The 26452-nt window shown below is 66.4% G+C and carries 24 protein-coding genes and 1 tRNA gene; 6 read left to right on the top strand and 19 right to left on the bottom strand.

What is annotated here, in order from left to right; translation table 11 throughout:
• Positions 1-51: 51 nt before the first annotated feature.
• Positions 52-1017 (top strand): glucokinase, encoded by a 966-nt coding sequence (gene glk / locus NF699_04025; GenBank protein ID USU05869.1) that lies wholly within the window; start codon positions 52-54, stop codon positions 1015-1017.
• A gap of 37 nt (positions 1018-1054) precedes the next feature.
• The gene (gene eda, locus NF699_04020) at positions 1055-1639 is read left to right on the top strand and encodes a bifunctional 4-hydroxy-2-oxoglutarate aldolase/2-dehydro-3-deoxy-phosphogluconate aldolase (protein USU05868.1); all 585 of its coding nucleotides are present in this window, start codon (positions 1055-1057) and stop codon (positions 1637-1639) included.
• A gap of 125 nt (positions 1640-1764) precedes the next feature.
• On the opposite strand, the gene NF699_04015 is transcribed toward eda, so the two are convergent.
• Complete coding sequence (locus NF699_04015) at positions 1765-4044, bottom strand: UvrD-helicase domain-containing protein (protein ID USU05867.1); 2280 nt, start codon at positions 4042-4044, stop codon at positions 1765-1767.
• 270 nt (positions 4045-4314) lie between these two features.
• Here NF699_04015 and NF699_04010 point away from each other — a divergent pair, with 270 nt between their 5' ends.
• Positions 4315-5589 carry an MFS transporter gene (locus NF699_04010; protein USU05866.1) on the top strand — a complete coding sequence of 425 codons (1275 nt, stop codon included), beginning with the start codon at positions 4315-4317 and terminating at the stop codon, positions 5587-5589.
• Here NF699_04010 and rsmD read toward each other — a convergent pair.
• On the bottom strand, positions 5580-6116 hold the full coding sequence (rsmD, locus tag NF699_04005) for a 16S rRNA (guanine(966)-N(2))-methyltransferase RsmD (GenBank protein USU05865.1): 537 nt from the start codon (positions 6114-6116) through the stop codon (positions 5580-5582). The genes NF699_04010 and rsmD overlap by 10 nt on opposite strands.
• On the bottom strand, positions 6113-7375 hold the full coding sequence (locus NF699_04000; GenBank protein USU06985.1) for a pseudouridine synthase: 1263 nt from the start codon (positions 7373-7375) through the stop codon (positions 6113-6115). Before NF699_04000 ends, rsmD begins: the two co-directional genes overlap by 4 nt.
• A 203-nt stretch (positions 7376-7578) precedes the next feature.
• Between NF699_04000 and NF699_03995 the strand changes: the two genes are divergently transcribed.
• Entirely contained in the window at positions 7579-8013 is a 435-nt protein-coding gene (locus NF699_03995) for a response regulator (GenBank protein ID USU06984.1), read from the top strand.
• Positions 8014-8130: 117 nt separating this feature from the next.
• A complete protein-coding gene (locus tag NF699_03990) occupies positions 8131-9468 on the top strand; it encodes an MFS transporter (GenBank protein USU06983.1) in 1338 nt (445 codons plus the stop codon).
• 4 nt (positions 9469-9472) lie between these two features.
• Here the strand turns inward: NF699_03990 and NF699_03985 are convergent, their stop codons facing one another.
• From NF699_03985 to NF699_03920, 14 genes are all read right to left on the bottom strand, one after another.
• Complete coding sequence (locus NF699_03985) at positions 9473-9901, bottom strand: hypothetical protein (protein ID USU05864.1); 429 nt, start codon at positions 9899-9901, stop codon at positions 9473-9475.
• A gap of 68 nt (positions 9902-9969) precedes the next feature.
• On the bottom strand, positions 9970-11295 hold the full coding sequence (locus NF699_03980) for a bifunctional folylpolyglutamate synthase/dihydrofolate synthase (GenBank protein ID USU05863.1): 1326 nt from the start codon (positions 11293-11295) through the stop codon (positions 9970-9972).
• Between the two features lie 144 nt (positions 11296-11439).
• Positions 11440-12294: an acetyl-CoA carboxylase, carboxyltransferase subunit beta gene (gene accD, locus NF699_03975; GenBank protein ID USU05862.1), complete on the bottom strand. Its 855-nt coding sequence runs from the start codon at positions 12292-12294 to the stop codon at positions 11440-11442.
• Positions 12291-13094, bottom strand: coding sequence for a tryptophan synthase subunit alpha (trpA, locus tag NF699_03970; GenBank protein USU05861.1), 804 nt, complete (start codon positions 13092-13094; stop codon positions 12291-12293). Before trpA ends, accD begins: the two co-directional genes overlap by 4 nt.
• Complete coding sequence (gene trpB / locus NF699_03965; GenBank protein USU05860.1) at positions 13091-14335, bottom strand: tryptophan synthase subunit beta; 1245 nt, start codon at positions 14333-14335, stop codon at positions 13091-13093. The genes trpA and trpB overlap by 4 nt, the downstream gene beginning before the upstream one ends.
• On the bottom strand, positions 14332-14967 hold the full coding sequence (locus NF699_03960; GenBank protein USU05859.1) for a phosphoribosylanthranilate isomerase: 636 nt from the start codon (positions 14965-14967) through the stop codon (positions 14332-14334). Before NF699_03960 ends, trpB begins: the two co-directional genes overlap by 4 nt.
• A gap of 289 nt (positions 14968-15256) precedes the next feature.
• Positions 15257-15928 carry an orotidine-5'-phosphate decarboxylase gene (gene pyrF / locus NF699_03955; GenBank protein USU05858.1) on the bottom strand — a complete coding sequence of 224 codons (672 nt, stop codon included), beginning with the start codon at positions 15926-15928 and terminating at the stop codon, positions 15257-15259.
• A complete protein-coding gene (locus tag NF699_03950; GenBank protein USU05857.1) occupies positions 15925-16248 on the bottom strand; it encodes a hypothetical protein in 324 nt (107 codons plus the stop codon). Before NF699_03950 ends, pyrF begins: the two co-directional genes overlap by 4 nt.
• 74 nt (positions 16249-16322) lie before the next feature.
• Positions 16323-18605 carry a patatin-like protein gene (locus NF699_03945; GenBank protein USU05856.1) on the bottom strand — a complete coding sequence of 761 codons (2283 nt, stop codon included), beginning with the start codon at positions 18603-18605 and terminating at the stop codon, positions 16323-16325.
• A gap of 22 nt (positions 18606-18627) precedes the next feature.
• Entirely contained in the window at positions 18628-19335 is a 708-nt protein-coding gene (locus NF699_03940; protein ID USU05855.1) for an endonuclease/exonuclease/phosphatase family protein, read from the bottom strand.
• Between the two features lie 41 nt (positions 19336-19376).
• Entirely contained in the window at positions 19377-20360 is a 984-nt protein-coding gene (locus NF699_03935) for an FAD:protein FMN transferase (GenBank protein ID USU05854.1), read from the bottom strand.
• Between the two features lie 10 nt (positions 20361-20370).
• Positions 20371-21207, bottom strand: coding sequence for a DUF4198 domain-containing protein (locus NF699_03930; protein ID USU05853.1), 837 nt, complete (start codon positions 21205-21207; stop codon positions 20371-20373).
• 13 nt (positions 21208-21220) lie between these two features.
• Complete coding sequence (locus tag NF699_03925) at positions 21221-21700, bottom strand: DUF2271 domain-containing protein (GenBank protein ID USU05852.1); 480 nt, start codon at positions 21698-21700, stop codon at positions 21221-21223.
• A 17-nt stretch (positions 21701-21717) separates the two neighbouring features.
• Complete coding sequence (locus NF699_03920; protein ID USU05851.1) at positions 21718-22383, bottom strand: PepSY-associated TM helix domain-containing protein; 666 nt, start codon at positions 22381-22383, stop codon at positions 21718-21720.
• A gap of 186 nt (positions 22384-22569) precedes the next feature.
• Here NF699_03920 and NF699_03915 point away from each other — a divergent pair, with 186 nt between their 5' ends.
• Entirely contained in the window at positions 22570-24921 is a 2352-nt protein-coding gene (locus NF699_03915; protein ID USU05850.1) for a PAS domain S-box protein, read from the top strand.
• Positions 24922-24935: 14 nt separating this feature from the next.
• On the opposite strand, the gene NF699_03910 is transcribed toward NF699_03915, so the two are convergent.
• A tRNA-Thr gene (locus NF699_03910) sits at positions 24936-25011 on the bottom strand.
• Positions 25012-25056: 45 nt separating this feature from the next.
• The gene (locus NF699_03905) at positions 25057-26376 is read right to left on the bottom strand and encodes a replication-associated recombination protein A (protein USU05849.1); all 1320 of its coding nucleotides are present in this window, start codon (positions 26374-26376) and stop codon (positions 25057-25059) included.
• Positions 26377-26452: the final 76 nt, after the last annotated feature.

Below are 26452 nucleotides of genomic sequence, written 5' to 3'. Positions count from 1 at the left end.
GCCTCCCGCCTTCGCAGGAGTACAAGAAGCGGTGATTGGAGAGGATAGGTAATGCAACTCGTCAGCGTCGACATCGGCGGCACCCACGCCCGCTTCGCCATTGCGGAAGTGGAGGACGGCCACGTCGTCGCGCTCGGCGAACCGGTCACGCTGAAGACCGCGGAACACGCCAGCCTGCAGACCGCATGGCAGGCGTTCGCCGCCCGTCACTGCACCCCGCTCCCCAAGGCGGCGGCGATCTCCGTCGCCTCGCCCATCACTGGCGACATCATCCGTCTGACTAACAATCCGTGGGTGATCCGCCCCTCGCTGATCCCCGAACGGCTGGGGGCCGATGTCTACACCGTCATCAACGATTTCGGCGCGGTAGGCCACGCCGTGGCGCAATTGCCGGGCGAGCATTTCGAACATCTCTGTGGTCCGGACAACGCACTGCCGGCGCAGGGCGTCACCACCGTCTGCGGACCCGGCACCGGGCTTGGCGTGGCGCAGGTCTTCAAGACCGATGGCCGCTACCATGTTCTCCCGACCGAGGGAGGGCACGTCGATTACGCGCCACTCGACGGGATCGAGGACGCCTTCGTCAAGCGCCTCCGTCGCACCTACACGCGCGTCTCCGCCGAGCGCATCTGCTCCGGTCCCGGTATCGTCGCGATCTACGAAACGCTCGCCGAGATGGAGGGGCGCGCCGTACCCAGCCGCGACGACAAGACGATCTGGACTGAAGCGATCGAAGGCACCGATTCGATCGCGCTCGCCGCGCTCGACCGCTTCTGCCTCGCGCTAGGCGCGGTGGCGGGCGACCTCGCGCTGGCGCATGGCGCGAAGGGCGTGGTGATCGCGGGTGGGCTCGGCCTGCGGATCAAGGACAAACTGATCCGCTCCGGCTTCGACCAGCGCTTTCAGGCCAAGGGCCGGTTTCAGACTTTGATGGCGGGCATTCCCGTCAAGCTCATTACCCACCCGCAGCCGGGCCTGTTCGGTGCCGCGGCCGCTTTTGCCCAAGAACACGCTTAGAAAGGCAGCACGCATCGTGACCGATATCGCGACTATCATGCAGACCAGCGCCGTCATCCCGGTGCTGGTGATCGACGACGCCGCCACCGCCCGTCCGCTGGCCGAGGCGCTGGTAGCCGGCGGCCTGAAGGTGCTCGAAGTCACCCTCCGCACAGGTGCGGCGATGGAAGCGATCGCCGAGATGAGGAAGGTCCCCGGCGCGATTGTCGGCGCCGGTACCGTCGTCAACGAGGCGCAGGCGCGCGATGTGATCGATGCGGGCGTCGAATTCATCGTCTCGCCCGGTTTGACCGAACGGCTGGCGCGACCGATCCTCGACGCTGGCGTCGCCTATTTGCCGGGCACCGCGACCGCGGGCGACATCATGCGCGGCCTTGACCTCGGCCTGACCCACTTCAAGTTCTTTCCCGCCGAAACCTCGGGCGGGCTGAAGGCGCTGAAGGCACTCGCCGCTCCATTCTACCAGTGCCGCTTCTGCCCCACCGGCGGGATCACCGAAGCCTCCGCGCCCGACTGGCTGGCATTCAAGCCGGTACTCTGCGTCGGTGGCAGCTGGGTAACGGGCGGCTCGATCGCCGACGTCGAAGCGAAGGCCCGCGCCGCGTCCAGCCTGCGAGGATAAACTGTCTCTGCAAGCGCAGCGGATCGGCCCGGGACCTCGCAGGATCCCGGGCCACTTCGCTGCGTTCGAACTGACGGACACGTAAGTGATGGTTCGGCTAAATTCGTGCGGCCGCATCGGTCGCCTCAACCGAGCGTGACGAAGCTGTCCATTACGCGCTTGCGCCCGGCGGCTTCGAAATCGATCTCCAGCTTGTTGCCCTCGATTTCCGCGATCGCACCATAGCCGAACTTCTGGTGAAAGACGCGCAAGCCGACCGACAGGTCGCTTCGGCCTTTGTTACCGATGCTGACCGCACTCGACCGGCTTTCGACCAGCCGTGTGGGAGCAGTTGTGAAGTTCGAACCCGCTCCCGCCGCACGCTGCCAGCCCGGGCCGCGACCGGTGCCACGGCCGACATCGGCGAACGGGTCCGCCCGCTCGCTCCAGTTGGCGCGCCACAGGCTTTCACCGCCCGACATCGTCGTTTCCGAATCGGTGTGCTCGGGCGGGAGTTCGCCGACGAAGCGGCTGGGAATGCTCGACGTCCATTGCCCGTATATCCGCCGGTTGGACGCATGCAGGATGACCGCGCGGCGCCGCGCCCGGGTGATCGCGACATAGGCGAGGCGGCGTTCCTCCTCCAGGCTCTTCGTCCCGCCTTCGTCCAGCGATCGTTGCGAGGGGAACAGTCCTTCCTCCCAGCCGACGAGGAAGACCGTGTCGTATTCCAGTCCCTTGGCGGCGTGGATCGTCATGATCGTCACCTGCGGGTCCTGCGCGCCGCCTTCCTTGTCCATGACGAGGCTGACGTGTTCGAGGAACGCGCCCAGCGATTCATATTCCTCCATCGCGCGGACGAGCTCGGACAGATTCTCGAGGCGGCCAGATGCCTCGACCGACTTCTCCGCCTGCCACATCGCGGTGTACCCGCTTTCGTCGAGCAGCTGGCGGGCGAGTTCGGCATGGGGCAGGTCGCGTGCCCGGTCGCGCCACCGGGCGATATCCCCGACCAGATTGCCGAGCGCGCGTCGGGCCTGCGGTGTGAGTTCGTCCGTATCCAGAATGCGCGCCGATGCGATCGTCAGCGGCACGCCCTCGATCCGGGCAAGCTGGTGGATCTTGGCCAGCGCCTTGTCGCCGAGCCCACGCTTGGGAACGTTGACGATGCGTTCGAACGCAAGGTCGTCGGACGGCTGGTTGACGATGCGCAGATAGGCGAGGGCATCGCGGATTTCGGCGCGCTCGTAGAAGCGGAAGCCGCCGACGATGCGATAGGGCATGCCGATCGCGATGAAGCGATCCTCGAACTCGCGCGTCTGGTGCTGCGCGCGAACGAGGATGGCGATGTCGTCCAGCGTCTTGCCATTACGCTGGCAGGCCTCGATCTCCTCGCCGACCCGGCGTGCCTCTTCCGGACCATCCCAGACGCCGAGAACGCGGACCTTTTCACCCGCATCGAGTTCGGTCCACAGCGTCTTCCCGAGTCGTCCGCCGTTGTTGGCGATCACGCCCGAGGCGGCACCCAGAATATGCGGGGTCGACCGGTAATTCTGTTCGAGCTTGATGACCGTTGCGCCCGGAAAATCCTTCTCGAACTTCAGGATGTTCTCGACCTGAGCGCCGCGCCACGAGTAGATCGACTGATCGTCGTCGCCGACGCAGGCGATGTTCTTGCGCTGCTGCGCCAGCAGCCGCAGCCACAGATACTGAACGACGTTGGTGTCCTGATACTCGTCCACCATGATGTATTTGAAGCGTTCCTGATACATCCGCAGCACGTCGGGACGCGTCTTCAGGATCGTCAGCATGTGAAGCAGCAGGTCGCCGAAATCGCAGGCGTTCAGAGTCTTCAGCCGAGTCTGATATTGCGCGTATAATTCGCCGCCACGCCCGTTGGCATAGCGCTCGCTTTCGCCGGCATCGATGTCGGCGGGCACCAGCCCCTTGTTCTTCCAGTCGTCGATCAGGCCCGCGAGGCTACGCGCGGGAAAGCGTTTTTCATCGAGGTCGGCGGCGACGATCAACTGCTTCAGCAAGCGCAACTGGTCGTCGGTGTCGAGTATGGTGAAGTTGGATTGCAGCCCGACCAGTTCCGCATGCCGACGCAGCATCTTGGCGCCGATAGCGTGAAAGGTGCCGAGCCACGGCATGCCTTCCACCGCATCGCCGACCAGTCGGCCGACGCGTTCGCGCATTTCGCGTGCGGCCTTGTTGGTGAAGGTGACACTCAGGATCTCGGACGGCCACGCCTTGCGGGTAAAGAGCAGATGCGCCAGTCGTGCGGTCAACGCGGCGGTCTTGCCGGTACCGGCGCCGGCCAGCATCAACACCGGGCCTTCGGTGGTCAGCACGGCCTCGCGCTGCGGCGGGTTCAGGCCCTTGAGATAGGGCGGATCTTGCAGGTGGGTGGCGGTATCGGTCACCGGTGAACAGGTAGGGAACGGCGACGATGCGGGCAACCCCGATCCGTACGCGCGCCGATCGAGATCGCTGGAGAACCCGTGAAAAATCGGGGCAGCCGCTTGAGCGACCGCCCCGTAGTTCAGGGAGAGCCGGTCGACAGGGGAGGCGACCGGCGCGTCGCTACCCACAGGGGGAGAGGAGCAGCGACAACCCCTTTCTAGGCGCGGATTGTTGCGAACGGATTTCAAGAATGTTGCCCGCTCCCATTATTTCGCGGTTAGGGTGCGAATATGAGCCAGATCGTCGCACCGTCCGCGTCCCCGCGCCGCATTCTCACCGCCAGTCTGGTCGGCACTGCCGTCGAATTCTACGACTTCTATATCTACGCGACCGCCGCGGCGCTGGTGTTCGGCATGTTGTTCTTCCCGGCGGAGAGCGGGACCGCGCAGCAGATGCTGAGTTACGCCAGTTTCGGCCTCGCCTTCGTCGCGCGGCCGATCGGGGCGATCGTGTTCGGGCATTTCGGCGATCGGGTGGGGCGCAAGTCGACGCTGGTCGCCAGCCTGATGCTGATGGGCGGATCGACCGTCGCGATCTCATTCCTGCCGACCTATGCCTCGGTCGGATGGGTGGCGCCGATGCTGCTGTGCCTGATGCGGCTGGGGCAGGGGCTGGGCCTTGGCGGCGAATGGGGCGGGGCGGCGTTGCTGGCGGTGGAGAATGCGCCGCCGCATCGCCGCAACACCTGGGGGATGTTCCCGCCGCTGGGGGCGCCTGTCGGCTTCATCATGGCGAACGGGCTGTTCCTGATCCTGGGACTGATCCTGAGCGAGGAGCAGTTTCGCGACTGGGGCTGGCGCCTGCCGTTCCTCGTCAGCGCGGTGCTGGTCGCGCTGGGATTGTGGGTGCGGCTGAAGCTGACCGAGACGCCGGTGTTCATCGAGGCGTCGCAGGCGGAGGCACTGCCCAAGGTGCCGATCGCGACCCTGATCCGTCATCACGGTCGTGCGCTGCTGGCGGGGACGGGCGGTGTGGTCGCCTGCTTCGCGCTCTTCTATCTCGCGACGGCGTTCACGCTCGGCTATGGCACCAGGACGCTGGGCTATGGCCGGCAGGCGATGCTGGGTGTCGAACTGGCTGCGATCCTGTTTCTGGCCGCGGGCGTGATCGTCGCGAGCGTGATCGCGGATCGCACGGGTGCGCAACGGATGCTGGTGATCGGCTTCCTCGGCTGTATCGTCGCCGGCGTCCTGATGGGGCCGATGCTGGGCGCGGGATCGCTGTTCGTGATCTTCCTCTGGCTGGCCTTCGCCCTGTTCGTCATGGGGTTCGCTTATGGGCCGCTCGGTGGCTGGCTACCGAGCCTGTTCCCCGCCGGCGTACGCTACACCGGCGTGTCGATGACATTCAATCTGGGGGGCATCATCGGCGGGGCGCTGGCGCCATTGGCGGCGGAGGCGCTGGCACCGCGCGGACTGAATTGGATCGGCTTGTATCTGGTCGGTGCAGGTCTGCTCAGTCTGGGCGGGCTGGCGCTGTTACGCGGACATACGGATCAGAGCTGACGCAGCAGGGTGAGGCGGGCCTTGCCGTGCACGCGGCTCGCATCGACGGTGAACCCTGCGGGCGAGACCTCCTCCGGCTTGGCGGTCTCGAGGCTCACCCACGTCGCCGGACCGATCCAGCCGAGACGAGCAAGCTTGTCGAGGGCGACCAGTCCTGCGCCCGTGCCATAGGGCGGGTCCATCATGATGAGGTCCAGCGGCGCGCTCGCCGGGCCGAGCGCCATCACCGAACCCGCACGCACATCGGCGCGGGTGCCGAGTTTGGCGAGATTGGCCTTCAGCGCATCCAGTGCCGCGCCATCCTGCTCGACGAACAGGCATGACCCCGCACCACGCGACAGTGCCTCGATCCCGAGCGCGCCCGACCCCGCGAACAGATCGGCGACCGCCAGCCCCTCGAAACTGCCGAGCCTGCTGGTCAGCATCGAAAACAATGCCTCGCGGGTGCGATCGGCGGTCGGGCGGGTCGCGTCACCCTTGGGCGCGACCAGCGGACGGCCGCGCCATTGTCCGGCGATGACCCTCATGGACGGCGACCCCGCGGAGGACGGCCGCCGGGCGTAGCAGGCCGGGGCGCACCACCCGAGAATGGTCCGTCGCGCCGTGGCGGACGTGCACCGGGCTTCGGCGAACGCGGCCCGCCATTTCCGGGCGGGCTGCTACGCGGCGCGTCGCGGTCCGATGGCGTCCGGTCGCGGCGACCGGACGAAGCGGAGCGATCGTCACGCGTCGGGGCCCCGTCGCGGTTCGGCCGACCACCCAGTTTCGCCGGACGTGCCGCCACGCCGCTGGCCTCGGCGTCGCTGCGCCGGGGTGCGCGGCGGCCCTGGCCCTCGACGGCAGGTCGTGCGCGGGAGGGCCGCTCCTGCGCCTCGCGCGCGTTCGGCATCGGTTCACCGCGGTCGCGCGATCGGGCGGCGCGATCCGTCGTCGCAGCCTTGCGGAAGCCCGCGCGAGCGACCTCTCCCGTGCGCTCTGGTTCGCGCCGGGGCTTGAAGGTCTCCGGCTTGCGGGCGGGCGTGACGGGTCGGGGCGCCTGCTCGACGCGGGTGCGCGCCCGGGCGCTGCGATCGACCGTCGGTGCCGAGCGGAAGCCGTCGCGTGGTGCCTCGACCACGGGCTCGTCGGGCGCACCGCCCTTCAGCGTGCGGCGGAAGGCGACGACCTCGTGCTGCTTGACCTCGCCGACCCCGCCGACGGGCAGGTCGCCGAGCACGAACGGGCCGTAGCGGGTGCGGATCAACCGGCTGACCTGCAAGCCCAGATATTCGAGCACCCGCCGCACTTCGCGGTTCTTGCCCTCGGTAATCGTGACCTCGATCCAGACGTTCGCACCGGTACGCCGTTCGATATTGGCATCGATCGAGCCGTAGCGCACGCCCTCGATTTCCACACCCTCGGCCAGTTCCTCCAGCTGTTGCTGGGTCACGTTGCCATAGGCGCGCGCGCGATAGCTGCGTTCGACGCCGGTGGAGGGGAGCTCGAGCTGCCGCTTGAAGCCGCCGTCGGTGGTCAGCAACAACAGCCCTTCGGTGTTGAGATCGAGCCGACCGACCGGCACCAGCCTTGGAAGGTCGCGGGGCAGCCGGTCGTAGATCGTCGGCCGCCCCTTGGGATCGCGTTCCGTCACCAGCAGGCCGGTCGGCTTGTGGTACAGGAACAGCCGCGTCGGCTCGGACAGGGCGACCGGCTGGCCATCGACGGTGACGCCCTGCAGCGACCGGAGAATGGTCGCGGGCGTGTCCAGCACCTTGCCATCGAGCGCGACGCGCCCCTCCTCGATCATGCGTTCGACCTCGCGGCGGCTGGCAACGCCTGCGCGCGCGAGTAGTTTGGCGATACGGTCGCCGGTGCGAGGGTCTGCGGTCTGGGCCATGATGCGCCCATAACGCGCATTCGTCCCCCAGGCGAAAATATTTGCGCCCGATCACGCCGGCACGCGTTATGTGGCGCAGGCGTAACAATCTGGTGACGCCGGGGAGCGGGCTGATGCTGTTCGGGAAGAAGAAGCGCTCGATCGTCCGGCTCCTCGTCGTCGAGGATGAGCCGCTCATCGCCTTCGATACCGAACATCTGCTGACGGAGGCGAATTACCAGATCGTCGCGACGGTGGATCGCGTGGCCCATGCACGCGACGTGCTGCGTTCGGCGGCCGAGGTCGATCTGGTGCTCGTCGATGTCAATCTTGCCGATGGCTCGGGGCTGGATGTCGCGCGTGTCGCCGGCGAACGGGGGGTGCCGGTTCTGTTCGTGACCGGCAATCTGCCGGCGGAAGCCGCCGCGCTGGCGGCTGGATGCCTCGACAAACCGTATCAGCAGCGTGATCTGATCGGCGCGATTGAGGCGATCGAGGCGACGATCGCGGGGCGCAAGCACAAGCGCCTGCCCGCGGGGTTCCGCCTGTTCGGCGTTCCGACCGTCTGACCGTTTCCGAACCGGCTGGTCGCGGCGAAAATTCCCGCTAGTGTCCGGCCGATGTTGACCGGCAGCAATCTGTATTTCCTGATCGTCGCGGCGCTGGCCGTCCTCCTGATCGTCGCGATGCGCCGGTCCCCCGCGATCCGCAGCCGACTGACGCCGCTGGCTCCCTATGCCGAACGCGGGCCGATCGCGGTGTTCTTCATGGGGATTTCATCGGGGCTCGCGTTCACGATGATCGGTGCCACGCTGACCACCCGCCTGAAGCAGGATGGGCTCGACAAGGCGACGATCACGGCGTTCACGCTCGGGTTCCTCGTCTACAATCTGAAGCCCTTATGGGCATGGATGGTCGACGGCGTACGGCTGCCGGTGATCGGCCGTCTGGGGCAGCGGGTATCGTGGATCCTGTTGTCGGGCGTGCTGGTGATGCTGGCGGTGATCAACCTGGCGCTGGTCGATCCGGCCGCCAACCTGCAGGCGACGATCGTCGCCGCGATCCTGGTCGGTTTCGCCGGTGCGACCTACGACATCGTCATCGACGCGTACCGCATCGAGACGCTGGAGCCCAACCAGATGGGCGTCGGGTCCGGCATGACGCAATATGGCTGGAAGATCGGAGCGGTGCTGGCGGGATCGCTGGCGCTGGTGATCGCGGCGCGATCGAACTGGCACGTCGCCTATCTTGCCTGTGTGCTGTTCGCCTTGCCCGCGATGATCGTCGCCGTGCTGCGTGGCGAACCGCGGCGCCGGCGCGCGCCGGTCCGGCGCCGCGGCATGGCGGAACTGGGCGCCTCGATCGTCGGGCCGTTCACCGAATTCTTCCGCAGGCACGGCGCGTGGATCATCCTCGCCTTCATCCTCGTCCACAAGATCGGCGATACGCTGGGGCAGCAGGCGTTGCGTCTGCTGCTCGACGATCTGGGTTTCAGCAACGACGAGATCGCGCTGTACGACGTGGTGATCGGTTTCTGGGCATTCTGGGTGGGACTGGCGATCGGCGGTGTGCTGTATGCGCGCCTTGGGCTGAAGCATTCGGTCCTGCTCAGCCTCGTGCTGATGATGCTGTCCAACGCCAGCTTCGCGCTGCTCGCCGCGGCGGGGCACAGCAATATCGGGCTGGCGGCGGCGATGGCGTTCGAAAATATGTCGAGCGGGATCGGCGGGGTGACCGTCATCGCCTATTTCTCCGCGCTCTGCGACCTCCGCTTTACCGCCGCGCAATATGCGCTGATCTCTGCGGCAGCGAGCATCGTCGGGCGCGTGCTGACCGCGACGACGACAGGGCGGTTGGTCGACAACTTCGGCTATGTGAACTTCTATTGGGGCACCACCGTTGCCGCCTTGCCCGGCGTGCTGCTATTCTGGTGGATGAGCCGTTCCGGACTGGTCGACCGGTCGATCGGCACCGCGGGTGTCGCTGGCGACGGCGACGTGCGCGCGGACGACCCGCAAGCCTGACCGTTCAGGCGCAGATCGGTCGGCCATCGTCGGCGAAGGCGGTGGCGAGGACGGCTGCGCTCGCCAGCACGCCATCGACGCGCCGCACGCCGAGCAGGTCGCCGAGCAGCAGCCGCGCAGCGTCCGGTGCCGTCTCAACCCGCGACAGGATGGTCAGCATCGTCCGTTCCGCGGCGGTCATCCGCGGGCAGCAACATGGCGCGATCGCGATCGTGTCCGCCGCAGTCCCCGCCAGCTCCGCCATCAGCGCACGCATCAAGACGAGCGGCCGGCGGAAATCCTGGCCGAACGCCGTGAACATCGCATGGCTGGCACGCGCATCATGCAGGCCGTGCGCCCCCATCCGCCGAAGCGCGAACAGCGCGATCCGGGCATTCGGACAAGCCGGCAGCGTATGGGGAAGGGCGGCGATCGTAGTGGTGAGGTCGGTCATGATGGCGACTCCTGTGTTCGCCGCCGACATTCTATCCTCCGCTATTGCAAGTCAATCGCAATAATCACTCAGTCCGGTGCCTCGCCGTTCAAGGCGAGCGCTTCGCCGGCAAGGTATAGCGAACCGGCGATCAACACGACGGTGTCGGCATCGGTATTGGCATCGGATACCGCCCGGGCAACGGCTTGCGGCAGGTCGTCCGCCGGTTCGCCGGCGATCCCGAGGCCTGTCGCGATCCGCCGCAGGTGAGCGGGGGGATGGCAGGCGTGATGGGGCACCGGCACGGCGATCATCCGCGATACCGCCGGGGCGAGCAGACGCAGGACGCCGGCCGCATCCTTGTTGGCAAGCATGCCGAGAACGAGCACGACCGGACGCCCATCCGCAATGTGGCGCAACGCGCGCGCCACGGGCTGCGCGGCGGAGGGATTGTGGGCACCGTCGAGCCACAGCTCGCATCCCGGCGGCAGCAGGTCGCGGAGCGGTCCTCGATTCAGCCGCTGCATCCGCGCGGGCCAGCGCGCCCAATCCGCAGCGGCACGCAATGCTGCCTCACCCATCGGCACCGCGTCCTGATGGCGCAGCATGGCGATAGCGAGCGCCAGATTGCGTGACTGATGCGCCCCGACCAGCCGGGGCCGGTGCGTGGTCACGGCGAATTTGGCGTCGCGATAGCGCAACGTGCCCCGGTCCGCCTCGCTCCACCACATCGCATTGCGTGCGATCACCGGCGCGCCCGCCTGTGCGGCGATATCGGCGATGCGGTCTCGACTGGGTGCCGGGTAATTCATCGTGACCAGTGGGACGCCGCGCTTGGCGATCCCGGCCTTCTCGCCGGCGATATCGACGATGCGGTTCCCCAGGAACGCTTCGTGATCCATCCCCAGCGCCGCGATCCCGGTTACCGCCGGCCGGGGCAGGACGTTGGTGGCATCCAGCCGTCCGCCGAGACCGACCTCGACGATCGTCGCTGCGGCGGGCGTCCGCGCGAAGGCGAGGAAGGCTGCGGCCGTCGTGATCTCGAAGAAGCTCGCACCGATCCCATCGCTGTGGTCGAGCACCTCCTCCAGCAGCGCCGCCAGCGAGGGATCGTCGATCAGCCGCCCGGCGATCCGTATACGTTCGTTGAAGCGGACGAGATGCGGACTCGAAAAGACGTGGACGTCGTGACCCGCCGCCTCCAGTGCCGCGCGAAGGAAGGCGCAGGTCGAACCCTTGCCGTTGGTCCCCGCGACGTGGAACACCGGCGGCAGTGCGTGGTGCGGGTCGCCCAGCCTCGCCAGCAGCTGCGTGATCCGTTCCAGCCCGAGCACGTCGGCGCCCGGCGACAGCGACCACAATCGGTCCAGCTGCGCCTGCACGGCGGCGTCGGAGGAGGTGGCGTGGTCTGGCATGTCCTCAGTCCGCTCGGTCTCGGCGCGCAACTGCTCCGAACCCTCGTGTCGTCATGCCCGCGCGGGCGGAAATCGCTAGTGGCTGACGTGCCGGTATCATCGCGAACATCGTGGCTATGCGTCCCCGCCTGCGCGAGGACGGCGTCAGGCCGCCTTCGCCGCGGTCAGATAGCCGATCACCGTTGCCAGCCGGTCGCGCAGCTGCTTGCGATGCACCACCATGTCGAGCATGCCGTGATCGAGCAGATATTCCGCGCGCTGGAATCCCTCGGGCAGCTTTTCGCGGATCGTGCTCTCGATCACCCGCTGTCCAGCGAAGCCGATCAGCGCACCCGGCTCGGAAATCTGCACGTCGCCGAGCATCGCATAGCTTGCGGTAACGCCACCGGTCGTCGGATCGGTCAGCACGACGACATAGGGCAGACCGGCATCGTGCAGCATCTGGATCGCCACGGTGCTGCGCGGCATCTGCATCAGGCTGAGGATACCTTCCTGCATGCGTGCGCCGCCCGCAGCGGTGAAGATGACGTACGGCGCCTTGTCCTTGATCGCCGCCTCGACACCGCGAACGAAGGCTTCGCCGACCGCGAGGCCCATCGATCCACCCATGAAGGCGAAGTCCTGCACGCCCATGACGACGCGATGGCCCAGGATCGTACCGCGCGCGTTGATCAGCGCGTCCTGTTCCTGCGCCGATGTGCGTGCTGCCTTCAGACGATCGGTGTAGCGCTTGGAATCCCGGAACTTGAGCGGATCCTCGGGAACCTTGGGGACCGGCAGTTCCGCGCAGCTGCCCTCATCGAGGATCTGGGCGAAGCGCTGCTTCGGGCCGATCCGTTCGTGGTGGTCGCATTTGGGGCAGACGTACAGATTCTCTTCCAGCTCGCGCGCGAAGATCATCTGACCGCAGCCCTTGCACTTGTGCCAGAGATTCTCGTCCGACGATTCGCGCTTGGCGACGAACGGCAGGGCGTTGCGGACGTTGCTGATCCAGCTCATGAAAGCGCCTTTCGCGTGGAGGCGAGCGCCTCGCTCAAGGATTGTACATAGGTCCGCACGGCGGCTGGTGCATCCGCGCCATGCGTTGCGACCAGCTCGACGATCGCGGAGCCGACGACGACACCGTCGGCGACCTTGCCGATCGCCGCGGCCTGTTCGGGTGTACGGACACCGAAGCCGACCGCGATCGGCAGGTCGGTCGATGCTTTCAGCCGGGCGACGGCCTGGTCGATCGATCCCTGCGCCGCCTGTTGCAAACCGGTGATACCGGCGACCGAGACGTAATAGAGGAAGCCGGAGGCACCATCCAGCACCTGCGGCAGGCGCGCCGAATTGGTCGTCGGTGTAGCGAGACGGATCGGATCGATGCCGCGTGCGCGTAGCTCGGGGCCCAGCGCGTCGTCCTCTTCGGGCGGGATGTCGACGCAGATGACGCCGTCGACGCCGGCAGCGGCAGCCGCCTCGGCGAACCAGCCGGGGCTGCGACGCAGCATCGGATTGGCATAGCCCATCAGCACCAGCGGTACGTCGGGATGACGCTCCCGAAAGGCGGTCGCGATCTTCAGGATATCCGCCGTGCGGGTCCCGGCGGCGAGGCTGCGGATGTTGGCCGCCTGGATCGCCGGACCGTCGGCCATCGGATCGGTGAACGGCATGCCGAGTTCAATGACGTCGGCGCCGCCGTCGACCAGCGCGTCGAGGATCGCCCCGGTAGCCTCCGGCGTCGGATCGCCAGCGGTGACGAAGGTCACCAGCGCCGGGCGCCGCTCTGCGAAGGCACGTGCCAGCCGCGCGCTCATATCGCCACGCCCAGCGCTTCGGCGACGGTGAAGATGTCCTTGTCGCCGCGACCGCACAGATTGGCGAGGATGATCTGGTCGTCGCGCATCGTCCGCGCGCGTGTCGTCACGGCCGCGATGGCATGCGCCGGTTCCAGCGCGGGAATGATCCCCTCGGTCCGGCACAGCAACTGGAAGGCGTCGAGCGCCTGCGTGTCCGTGGCGTTGGTGTATTCGACGCGGCCGATATCGCGCAGCCATGCGTGTTCGGGCCCGATACCGGGATAATCGAGCCCGGCGGAGATCGAATGCCCTTCGGCGATCTGGCCGTCCTCGTCCTGCAATAAATAGGTCTTATTACCATGAAGCACCCCGGGAAAGCCGCCCGCCAGGCTGGCGGCATGTTCGCTGCCTTCAAGGCCATGGCCAGCCGCCTCGACGCCGAGCATCCCCACTTCGGGGTCGTCGAGGAAGGGGTGGAACAGGCCGATCGCGTTCGATCCGCCGCCGATCGCCGCAACCAGCAGGTCGGGCAGGCGACCGGTGCGGGCGAGCATTTGCGCGCGGGCTTCGCGGCCGATGATGCTCTGGAAGTCGCGGACCATTTCCGGATAGGGGTGAGGGCCGGCGGCGGTGCCGATTATGTAGAAGGTGTCGTGGACGTTCGCGACCCAGTCGCGCAGGCCCTCGTTCATCGCATCCGACAGCGTCTGCGCGCCGCTGGTGACCGGGCGTACTTCGGCGCCGAGCAGCTTCATCCGGAACACGTTGGGCTGCTGACGGACGACGTCTTTCGCACCCATGTAGATTACGCAGGGCAGGCCGAAGCGTGCGCAGACCGCGGCGGTAGCGACGCCATGCTGGCCCGCCCCCGTCTCGGCGATGATCCGCGTCTTGCCCATGCGGATGGCGAGCAGGATCTGGCCGATGCAATTGTTGATCTTGTGCGCGCCGGTATGGTTCAGCTCGTCGCGCTTGAACCAGACCTGAGCACCCATGCCCGCGTCTCCGCCTTCGCGAATAGCAGCGCTCAGACGCTCCGCATGGTAGAGCGGGCTCGGACGGCCGACGTAATGCTCCATCAGGTCGTCAAACTGAGCGGCGAACGCAGGATCGGCCTTGGCGGCGCGATACTCCCGCTCCAGATCGAGGATCAGCGGCATCAGCGTTTCGGCGACGTAGCGGCCGCCGAACGCGCCGAAATGGCCGCGATCGTCCGGCTGGGCCCTGAAGGAATTGGGGGCGGGGGTGAAGGCTGTCATGGCTGCGTCGCTTTAAGGAAGGCGGCGATCTTGTCCACATCCTTGACCCCCGGCGCGCTCTCTACGCCCGAGGATACGTCGACGAGATCGGCACGGGTGCGGGCGATGGCCGCAGCGACGTTCGTCGGGTCGAGGCCGCCCGACAATGCCCAGGGCAGCGGATGACGAAGATCGTCGAGTAGCGACCAGTCGAATCGCAGCCCCATGCCACCGGGCAATCGGGCGTCGTCGGGCGTCTTTGCATCGTAGAGGATACGGTCAGCCGCCCCGACAAAGGATCGTGCGGCATCGAGATCGAGGCGGGTCTTGACCGCGACGGCTGCCCATATGGCGCGGCCGGTGCGCGTACGGATCGCCGCAGCGCGGTCCGGCGATACCTTGTGCAGTTGCAACACGTCGAGCCGGCCGCTGACGAGGGCGCGTTCGATGCATTCGTCGTCCGGATCGACGAACACGCCGACCCGGCCGACGTGATCGGGAATGCGGGCCGTCAGTTGCTCGGCTTGGGCGAAACCCAGGTGGCGCGGTGACGGAGGAAAGAACACCAGCCCGATGTGCGTCGCACCATGGCGCAACGCCGCATCGATGGTGGCGGGTGTCGACAGGCCGCAAATTTTGGTGGTGACGGACATGGCAGGCTAATCGACCTTCGAGGCAGGGAATGCGGCAGTTGAGGGAGCTGAGAACTTGAAAGGCAACATCCGGATGTCGTCATCATGCACTGCCTGCGTGACACCAAATGACGGCCGCGCGATCATGGTGACGAAGAACGAAGCATGATCACAACGCCGTACAGGAACGCTGGTGTGCAGGACAGAGGCGATGATTCGACACGATGCGGGCTTCTTAAGCCCGTCCCGCGCACCCCGAACGCTCCATATCCCTTCTCCCGAAAGAGTGATCGGTTGCCTGTGGCTGGCGTTACAGCGTTGCGCCGATTGCACGGGCGGCCGCGTCGGGATCGTCGGCCTGGGTGATCGGCCGGCCGATCACCAGGATCGAGGCACCCGCATCCAGCGCGGCGCGAGGGGTGACGACGCGCTTCTGATCCCCGACAGGGCCGTCTGCGGGACGCACGCCGGGCACGACGAAGAACCCCTTGGGCCATGCCGCACGGGCGGCAGCGACTTCCGCACCGGAGCAGACGATCCCGTCGATTTCCGCCTCACGCGCCAGCTCGGTCAGCCTCAGCACCTGATCGTGGGCCGTGCCGGTGACGCCGGTCGCCGTCAGATCGGCATGGTCGAGGCTGGTCAGCATCGTGACTGCGATGACCTTCGTATGCGGGGATGCCGCGGCCTTGGCATCCTCCAGCATCGCGCGACCGCCGCTGGCGTGAACCGTCAGGATCGCCGGTTCGATCGGGCCGAGCGCCTGAACCGCTTTCGCGACCGTATTCGGAATGTCGTGCAGCTTCAGATCGAGGAAGATCGGCAGGCCCAGTTCCGCCATCTCGCGGACGCCATGCTGACCATGCGCGCAGAAGAATTCTAGCCCCAGCTTCAGCCCGCCGATATGCGCACGCGTGCGTGCCGCGATCGCCTTTGCCCGGGCGATGTCGGGGGTGTCGATGGCAACGTAGATCGGGCTCATGCCAGCCGTTCCTCGACCACGATCGGTGTCTCCACGGTCACGACCGACGGCGCGGCGGGCGCTGCTGCCAGCGCGCGGCTGTCCGCCAGCATTCGCTCAGAGGTAGCAAGTCGCTGTCGCAGCCGCCAGCGGACCGTACCAAGGTACAGATAGGTCGGCAGCAAGCCGATCAGGAACGTCACCAACAGCAGCAGCGGCAGATTAACGTCCGCGATCAGGCCGCTCCACAAATTGATCTGGATGATCTTCCAATTGCCATAGGTGAACAGCGCCGCGACGAAGGCGAGGAGGAACCAGAACAGGATTTTTAGGAACTGCATGCGACACTCCTGAGGGAAGCGGAGGGTAGCGGCGGGCGGCGGCGATGACCAGCCTCGGACGCGCGGGTCCGGTGTCAGCCCACTTCCCGGCGAAGGCTCGCGATCAGCGAAGGGATTGCGGTCAGTCGCGGCTCCTCTTCGTCGAGGATGGCGTGAAAGGCGGCGCGCTTGATCGCCGCAACCCGGCCCGCCTTCATCCGCACGCTGGCCGGCAAAGTCGAAACGCAGATGTCGATCATCCGCTCGGCGCCGTGCAGGCGTCCCCACAGATAGTCGTTCTCGCGATAGGCGCGGCTGAAGAATGCGCCGAAGCTGTTGAACTGGATACCCTTCAACGTCGCTTCCGCACCCCCCGACCGGATCGAGGTCGCGTCGTCGGGTGCGATCCGATCGACCTTGATCGGATCGAACTCATCGAGCCCCTCGCCCTGCAACAGCGGCAGCGTGGCAGCATCGAAATACGGGAAGCCGAGATAGGCGAGCAGCAACGCCCTTCGCACGCCCTTGTCCAGCGTGGCAAAGGCGTCGGCGAGCCGTTGGTCGGTTTTCGCATCCAGCGAGGAGAGATCGAGCGCCTCGCCGAGCGCATCGAGCAACAGTCCCGCCTCGTTGCTCCGTAAGCGCCGCACCTGCTGCCGCAACTGCGGATGGCTGTCGGCCCGCTGTCGATCGAGATAGGCGGCGAGCGAGGCATAGATCGCCTCGCGCATCGGCGTCGTCTCCACGTTATCGGCCTCGATCTCGCCCAGTCGTCGCGCCATCAGTCGCAGCCGGCGGATGCGGAAACCGATGTCGAAGGTCCGCAGGAAGTCGATCGTCGCCGCGCTTTCCTTCCCGGAAAAGGACGGCGCGACCCCACCGAATCCGCGCTCGTCGATCGCGCCCTCGATCGCGGTTCGGATGCGGCGCCAGCGCTGCTGGCCGAGTTCGCCGCCGACCTGATACAACAGCGCCGCGATCGCCTGCACGACGCCGCTCAGCTTCAGATGACCATAAGCGGCATAGCTGTAGCCAGAGCGTGTCGCCGCCGCGGTCTGGGCGCGCCGTCGCCAGGCGATCAGCCGAGCCGGCGTCGGCCGGTCGAGGAACAGGGTATGGCCGAACAGGTGTTCGATCTCCTCCTCGACCGCCGGGCGCAGGGCGGTGACGATCCCCTGCATTCGGTCGATCCGCGCCGATCGTTCGGCGATGGCGTCGAGATTGTCGCGAATCGGTTGCTGTCGCGGCAGGTCGCTGAGCGCGCCGAGAATGGTCTGGAAGAAGCCGGGCTTCTCGCCGCCGGAACCCAGCCGGATCTTGATGCCCGGCGACGGGTCGATGTAAACGAAACGCCGATCAATCTCGCGCCGTGCGGGACGTTCCTTCAGCGCGTCGATTGCCGGCCGGAACGGCGCGTTGGCAAGCACCGATCCATCGATAAGCACCGCATTCTCGACCTGATTCGCCGCGAACTGCCGGGGAAGCGCACGCTTCAGAAAGGCCGTCCGCTCCGGCCACGCGATGCTGCGGTTCGCAAGGACGCCGTCGAGTTCGCCGACGGTGAAGGGGGGAAACGCGCCGGGAAAACTGGACGTGGCGCGCGCGGCAAAGGCGAGATCGGGTATCGCCCCTATCGTTCCGTTCGCGGCGTGGTCCGAGAACGCGAGGACGAGCCGGTGTTCGGTTTCCAGCACTTCGGGCGGCGAGTTGAGACGGAGCCGTTCGGGGTGGCCCGTGAAATCGGTGACGGTGACGAACAGGTCGAGTGGCTGGCCGTCGGGAAGCAGTCGAGGTCCGACCTCGCTGTCCGCCATTGCCGCAAACGCGTCGAGGAGCAGACCGGTGAAAGTGGCGCCGCCGAAGGGTGGTTCGAACCAGCGCGAGCGGACGAAATGCGACAGCTTCGTGCGCACCTCGTCGCGAGTGGCCTCGTCAAGGGCTTCGACCGTGTCGGCACTCCGCCCAGCCGCCACCCATGCGAGCGGCAAGGCCCACATCTTGGAAAAGCGGCTCGCCGGTGCCGCATCCGAATCGATCAGCGCCTCGACGTCCGCCGACGTCAGCCACAGGTCGGTCAGCGGCTCGAGACTTTGTCCGGTGGTGATCGCCTGCGCCAGAAAGATGCCGTTGATTCCGCCCGCCGACGCGCCCGCGACGATATCGGCCAGCACACGCAGCTTCAGGTCGGCGAGCCCCTCGATCTCCTCGATCAGCACGCGGTACACGCCCTGGCTGCCCCCGGCCGCCGGTTCGCCGGCATGATAAGCACGGCTCGCGCGGACCAGCCGCCACACCTCCTTGGTTATGCCGTGCATATAGACCGCTAGGCTGATGCCGCCGTAACAGACGAGCGCAAGGCGAAGCTCCTTTTCACGCATCAATCGGCAAATCCCGGGGCAGTCATGCCGGCGCCAGCATGGCCCAGATCGGCAGATGGTCTGATGTCTTGCGTGCCGCCGGGCTGGCGTGCACGCCGCAGTCTTCTACCCTCAGATCGCGCGACACCATGATACGATCCAGCCTACCGACCGGACGGCGGGAGTGGAAGCTGGGACCGGTCGTCGCGACGGCATAGTCGCGAGCGAAATCGCGTAGGCACCCGGCGGCAGCGGTCCATTCGTTCAGGTCGCCCATCAGCACCGTCGGTCGGCGGTGGGTCGATGCATCGACGTGGGCCATGATCGCCGCGGCCTGGCGTCGGCGCCACAGTCCCGACAGGTCGAGGTGCATGCCGACGACGCGAACGATGCCGGCGTCGGTCCTGATATCCGCCATCACCGCACCGCGCGGTTCGAGCGAGGGCAGATGGATCGCCTCGCGATCGACCACCTGTGCCGATTTGCGGACGAGTATGACATTGCCGTGCCATCCCATCGACAGTGCGCGCATACCGAACTCCACCGGCTTCCAGTCGCTGTGCTCGTCCAGCAGGTGTAGCGGCAGCACCGATTCGCGCGTGCCGAACCGGCGGTCCGCCTCCTGCAACGCGATCACATCGGCGTCGATCTCGCGCAGCACCTCGAGCACGCGCTCGGGATTGCGGCGGCGATCGAGGCCGATGCCCTTGTGGATATTATAGCTGGCGACCTTCAGGGGACGAGAAACCATTGCGCAAGCGTAACGCCGACAGGCTCAATTGGTGCCGTCACTCAATCGGCAAGCATCGTATGAAGCGCCGGGGTGATATGCTCGGCAGGCAAGCCATCGATCATCGTGACGATCTGTGCGGCGATACCGTATCGCGCGGCCAGCCGAGCGCCCTCGTCGGCGCCGGTCACGGTGAGCGCGGTTGCCCAGATATCGGCGTCCAGCGTCGTGTCGGCGATGACGCTGGCGGAAACGACGTGATGCGACGCCGGATAGCCGGTTCGTGGATCGATGGTATGCGCGCCGCGCCGGTAGTCGCCCGATGTCGCTACCGAGAGACCGTGCAGTGCGATCCGCAACGGCTGAACCGACAGCCCCGGCGGCACTTCCAGATCGACCCACCACGGTTCGCCATCGGGACGTATGCCCCGACCGGCGAATTCACCGCCGATCTCGATCAGACTGTGGACCACGCCGATGCCTTCCAGCCAGTCGGCGAGGGCATCGACCGCGAACCCCTTGGCGCTACCGGACAGGTCGAGCGACAGGCCGCCCGGCTGGCGTAGTCGCCGGTCACCGGCCGTATAGGTCAGCCGTTCCCAGCCGGACGTCGCCAGTGCGCTGAGGATCGCGCCGGCGGAAGGCGGCAGGTCCTGCGCATCGACAGGTGTCGCGCCATATCCCCAAAGATCGACCAGCCTGCCGATGGTCGGATCATACGCACCCCCGATAATGGCCGCGATCGAAAGACCGCGAGCGACCACCGTCGCAAAATCCGGCGGCAACGTCGTCCATTGCCCCGGCGGTGCCCGATTGAACCGGGACAGCAGCGAGTCGTCCGACCAGTGACTCATCTGGGCAACGATCGATTCCAGCCGGGCCGCGATCCCGGTTCGTATGAGGTCGACGGAACAGGGCCGTGGAACGACCGCCAGTACGTTCCACCGCGTTCCCATCGTCTCGCCGCCGAACATCGACACCGGCATCGACGGATCGCAGGCGGCAACGGCCGCCGGCGATATGCGTGGAGGAAGCGCGATCCTCACCGGCGTCGTATCACGGCGTCAGCACTTCCAGCGTGGTGACATAGCTCATCCGCCGCTCCGTCGCGCGAGGACTTGCCGCCTTCGAATCGGTGGCGGTCGCATTGAGCCAATACATGCCCGCGGTGGACCACGTCACCGTCAGCACGCCATCCGCGCCGGTGGTGAGGTCCATTGCGCCTTCGTCGTTGCGGTAGCGCTTGCCACCGGGGATCACCGTGACCTTCAGGTTGGGTGCGGGTTTGCCGTCGATCAGGAAGCGGAACTTCGCCGCTTCGCCCGCGACGAGTTCGTCGGGGTGGGTGACGGGTGCGAACTCGAGGCCCTTGCCGCTCGTCTTGAAGACGGTAGTGGTCGGTGCACCGGCGGTCAGGAACACTTCGTTGCGCGACGATACTTCGATCAGCTTCACGTCGGTCGCGTTGGCGGGGATGTCGGCGACGGTCAGCGGTGCCGGCTGGCCGGGACGCGGTCCGCCACGGCCGCCGACGCGCTTCTCGACACCGTCGACTTTGAAGCTGCCCATGACCGTCGCCATCTGCGTGCCGACCTTCCACGTACCGGGCTTGTCTAGCTCGACGTCGAACACCGAACGATAGCGACCGGTCGCGCCGTTCTGCAACTTCCCTTCCGACCCGTCGGGCTGCCACACCTTGACGCCGTCGAGGCGCAGCGGCTGATGATCGAAGAAGAACAGGTCGTTCGATACCGCGGCGTCGATCGTGACCCAGCTGTCGGTGCCGGAGAAGACGGTGCCCGACGGCAGCATCCACATGCGGTGCGCGGATAGCATCGCCGGCACGGAGATCAGCGCGGCGGCGGCGAGAAGGCGGATGGCGACTGGCTTCATGATCGCGGGTTCCTTAGCGAGCGGACAGAGTGATGGCGCCGAGTTCGGACTTGCCGGCGGCGCGCGCATTGGGGTTGGGGACGGTCAGCGGCAGCGTCACCAGTTCGCGCCCACCGGTCTCCCGCGCGGCCTCGACGTTGAGTACATAGGCGCCGGGCTTGATATTGTCGGGCAGCTTCACCGCATACTGCCCCGGTGCGCGGGTTGCGCCGCTGACGCCGTCGGCGGGAACGGTCATCGATCGTCCGCCCTTGCGCCACCATGCGCGCAGGTCGGCGAGATACTTCGTCCCCGCGTCCTTGCCGATCTTTTTGGTCTCGTACCATAAAGCGACGGTGCGGGCGCTGCCGCCGCCGACCGGCTCAAGCCAGATCGCGACATAGGGACGATGATATTCCGCTACGGTCTGGCGCGGGATCGTGACCGTGACGGTCGCTGCGGTCGCGGGCGCGGCGATCACGCCGCCGAGCAGGACGAAGGTCGAAGTGCGCATGTTGGCGTGTGCCCCTGTTAGTGAATGAAGATCAGGATGAGGATGACCGGAATGACGACGCCGGCGGCGACGATCGGCCATGTCGTCGGCCGATGCCGGGCGTGCAGTTGCAACAGCAGCAGCCCGGTCAGTGTGAACAGGATGCAGGCGCCCGCGAAGATATCGAGGAACCAGCTCCACGCGGCGCCGGAATTGCGGCCTTTATGCAGATCGTTGAGATAGGCGATCCAGCCGCGGCTGGTGACTTCGGATGTGATCGCGCCGGTCGTCCGGTCGATGCTGACCCACGCATCGCCGCCCGGCCGTGCCAGCGCGACATAGACGTCCGTGTCGGACCATTCGGCGGGTTTGCCTGCGGGATCGAGGCCGACCGCATCTTCCACCGCAGCAGCGACCAACGCGGGCAGCGCCGCATCGGTCGCGGCGGGCGCGCGCAGCGTGCGGAGCAGGGGCGTAGGGAGCGTCCCGGCCTTGTCCGTCACGACGGGGTCGGCGCCGATCGTCGCAGCGTGGTTCAGGGTGATGCCGGTCGCCGCGAACAGCAGCATGCCGACGAGCGAGATCGCCGCGCTCATCCAATGCCACGTGTGCAATTGCCTGAGCCACCAGCCACGCCATTTGCTTTTCGGCTTGCGGGCGGACGGTCTGGCATTCGGACGCTGGACGGTTTCTGACTGGTTCACGCATATCGCCTACCGGGGATCGCGCGCGGTTTCAATATTGATGCGAATGATTATCATCAGCATGAGAGTCGGAGATGCCGAAGCGCCGGATCGTCGATTTGCGGATCGGCGTCGTCTGCGGCATGACGCACGTCCGTTCCGGTTTCGGGTGTTGGATGCACCCGATCCAGTCCATGTGAGGTAGCGGTGCGTACGATTGACAGTGAACCGTTCCTGCAGGGCGGCGGCGAGCTCGCCGAGCGGATCGCGACGCTGGATTGGCGGCGCACGCCGATCGGCCCGATCCATGGCTGGTCGGCCGCGATGAAGACGACGCTGGCCTTCGTGCTGCGATCGCCGGTGCCGATCGTCACCCTGTGGGGCGATCGCGGCGTGATGATCTACAACGACGCCTACCGCAGCTTCGCCGGTGGCCGCCATCCCGCGATCCTTGGCACCAACGTGCTGGAGGGCTGGCACGAGGTCGCCGCATTCAACGCCAACGTCATGCAGCGCGTGTACCGCGAAGGCGGCACACTGTCGTACAAGGATCAGGAACTGACGCTGATCCGCGACGGAACGCCGCGGCAATTGTGGACGGACCTCGAATATTCGCCCGCCTTCGATGATCGGGGTGAGGCCATCGGCGTGGTGGCGGTGGTGATCGAGACGACGCAGAAGGTGCTCGCAAGCCGCCAGCTGGAGGACGATCGCAACCGGCTGTGGTCCTTGTCGCGCGACCTGTTGCTGGTGTGCACGTTCGACGGCACGATCACGGCGGTCAATCCCAGCGCGACACGCATGCTCGGCTGGGCGGAGGACGAGATGGTCGGACGTTCGCTGTCCGATTTTCTTCATGCCGACGATCTGGCCGCGACAGCGAGCGAGGTGGGCAAGCTGAGCGACGGCATCACGACGCTGGCGTTCGAGAACCGCTATCGAACCAGCAAGGGCGACTACCGTCTTCTCGCGTGGACCGCGGTGCCGGACCACGGCCGTATTCACGCCATCGGTCGCGATATCACCGACGAACGGCGACTGGCGCGCGACCGCGAGCGTATCTGGAACCTCTCGCCGGTGTTCAAGGTGGTAACCGATCGCAGCGGGCAGGTGACCGACGTTAATCCCGCCTGGACCAGCGCGCTAGGCTGGACGCGCGAGGAAACACTAGGTCGGCGGACCACCGAGTTCATGGTCGATGACGAGGCCGATTGGAACAGGCGCGTCCGGACGCTGCGGTCAGGTACGCCCCTGCACGATTATCGCACCACTCTGCGCTGCAAGGACGGCGGGCATCGGCTAATCGCCTGGACGACAGTGCCGGAAGGCGAGACCTTCTACGGCTTCGGCCGCGATGTCACTGCCGAAGCGGAGGCGGAGGCCGCGCTGGCCGAGACAGAGGCGGCGCTGCGCCAGTCGCAGAAGATGGAGGCCGTCGGTCAGCTGACCGGCGGCATCGCGCACGACTTCAACAATCTGTTGCAGGGGATCACCGGCAGCCTCGAGATCGTCCAGCGGCGGGTCGCGCAGGGGCGGACGAACGAACTCGAACGGTTCATCGACGGCGCGTCGACCGCGGCGGGGCGGGCCGCTGCGCTGACCCATCGCCTGCTTGCCTTCTCCCGTCGGCAGCCGCTCGATCCCCGGCCGGTGCACGCCAACACGCTGGCGGCGTCGATGGAGGATTTGCTGCGCCGGACCATCGGCGAGCGAATCACGTTGAACATGGTTCTCGCCGGTGGCCTGTGGACGACGCGGTGCGATCCCAACCAGCTCGAAAGCGCGGTGCTCAATCTCGCCATCAACGCCCGCGACGCGATGCCGGACGGCGGCACGCTGACGATCGAGACCTGCAACGCATACCTCGACAGCGCCTATGTCGCCCGTCAGCGTGGCGTGAGAGCGGGTCATTACGTATGCATCTGCGTGACCGACACCGGCACCGGGATGGATGCGGATACGGCCGCCAAGGCCTTCGAGCCGTTTTTCACCACCAAGCCGATCGGGCAGGGTACCGGGCTGGGCCTGTCCATGATCTATGGCTTCGCCCAGCAATCTGAAGGCTATGCCAAGATCTACAGCGAGGTCGGCTTGGGCACGACGTTCAAGCTCTACCTGCCGCGTTATCGTGGTACGGTGGATGACGACGACGCGCTTCCGTCGATCACCGAAGCGCATCATGCCGACGACGGTGAAATCGTGCTCGTCGTCGAGGACGATCCGGTGGTGCGTGGTCTCGTCGTCGAGGAACTTGCCGAACTGGGCTATGGCGCGCTCGAGGCAGCGGATGGCCCGGAAGGGCTGGAGGTGTTGCAAACCCGGCGGCGAATCGATCTGCTGGTCACCGACATCGGCCTGCCGGGCTTGAACGGGCGCCAGATGGTCGACGCGGCACGGGATGCGCGGCCGGACCTCAAGGTGCTGTTCATGACCGGCTATGCCGAAAACGCGGCGCTGGCGTCGGGCTTCCTCGAACCGGGCATGGCGATGATCACCAAGCCGTTTGCGATGGAGGCGCTCGCCGCCCGTATCCGGTCGATGCTGGAGGGGCAGGGATAACTTCCGCCAAAACGTGGTGCCGGTTGCAGGAATCGAACCCGCGACCTTCGGTTTACAAAACCGCTGCTCTACCAGCTGAGCTAAACCGGCGTTCGGTGGCCCCATGCGACAAGCGGGCCGGCTAGTCCAGAGGGATCAGCCGCGTCGTTCGCGGCGCAACGCTTCCCAATGCGCAAGACGTTCGGCCAGCCGGGCTTCGAACCCACGACCGGATGGTTCGTAGAAGGTCTGCGGCTCCAGTTCGTCGGGCCAGTAATTGGCGCCGGAAAATGCACCCTCGGCATCGTGATCATAGGCGTAATCGGCACCATAGCCGATCTGCTTCATCAATCGGGTCGGTGCGTTGAGGATATTGGCGGGGGGCATCAGCGACCCCGTCTCCTTCGCGCTGCGCCACGCCTTCTTCTGGGCCATATAGGCCGCGTTCGATTTGGGAGCGGTGGCGAGATAGAGGCAGGCTTGCGCGATCGCGAGTTCGCCTTCCGGGCTGCCGAGGAAGTCGTATGTGTCCTTCGCGGCGATGCACTGGACCAGCGCCTGCGGGTCGGCGAGGCCGATATCCTCGACCGCCGCACGGGTGAGCCGGCGTAGCAGGTAGAGCGGTTCTTCCCCTGCCGTGATCATCCGGGCGAGGTAATAGAGCGCGGCCTGCGGGTCCGAACCGCGGATGCTTTTATGAAGGGCGCTGATCAGGTTGTAATGGCCTTCGCGATCCTTGTCGTAGATCGCGACGCGACGCTGGAGAAAGTTCGACAGGCCAGAGGGATCGAGCGGTCCGGGCAGGTCGACCGAGAACAGGGTCTCTGCCTGATTGAGCAGGAAACGCCCGTCGCCGTCCGCGCTGGCGATGAGTGCATCGCGGGCCGGCGGGGTGAGGGGCAGGGGGCGGTCCTCCAACGCCTCGGCCCGGTCGATCAGCTGCTCGAGCGCCGTGCGACCGAGACGTTCGAGGATCAGAACCTGCGCGCGGCTGAGGAGGGCGGCGTTAAGTTCAAACGACGGGTTTTCGGTCGTGGCGCCGACGAGAGTGACGGTGCCGTCCTCCACATAAGGAAGAAACCCGTCCTGCTGTGCGCGATTAAACCGATGGATTTCATCCACGAACAACAACGTGCGCCTGCCGAGACGGGCATGGTCGCGCGCTTCGGCAAAGGCTTTCTTCAGATCGGCGACGCCGGAAAAGACCGCGGAGATTGCAACGAAGCGAAGGTTGACGGCGGCGGCGAGCAGGCGGGCGATCGTGGTCTTGCCGGTGCCCGGCGGTCCCCACAGGATCATGGAGGATAGGCGACCGGCCGCGACCATCCGTCCGATTGCACCCTCAGGGCCGGTGAGGTGCTCCTGTCCGACGACGTCCGCCAGCACGCGAGGACGCAGCCGGTCGGCGAGGGGGGCGTTGGCGCCGGGAATATCCGGTCCGGGTTCGGGTTCCAGCCCGGTCAGCAGGTCGGCCATGCCGTGTCCGTAGGATGGCTGGGCGAGCGCGTCACCCCCGGAGCAGACTGTAGCTCGTTAGATATATCTTGAAAGA

This window comes from Sphingomonadaceae bacterium OTU29LAMAA1 (assembly GCA_024072375.1).
In the GTDB taxonomy this organism is placed as follows: domain Bacteria; phylum Pseudomonadota; class Alphaproteobacteria; order Sphingomonadales; family Sphingomonadaceae; genus Sphingomonas.
The sequence above is the reverse complement of the archived record's forward strand: the minus strand, read 5'-3'. Positions and strand labels throughout refer to the sequence as shown.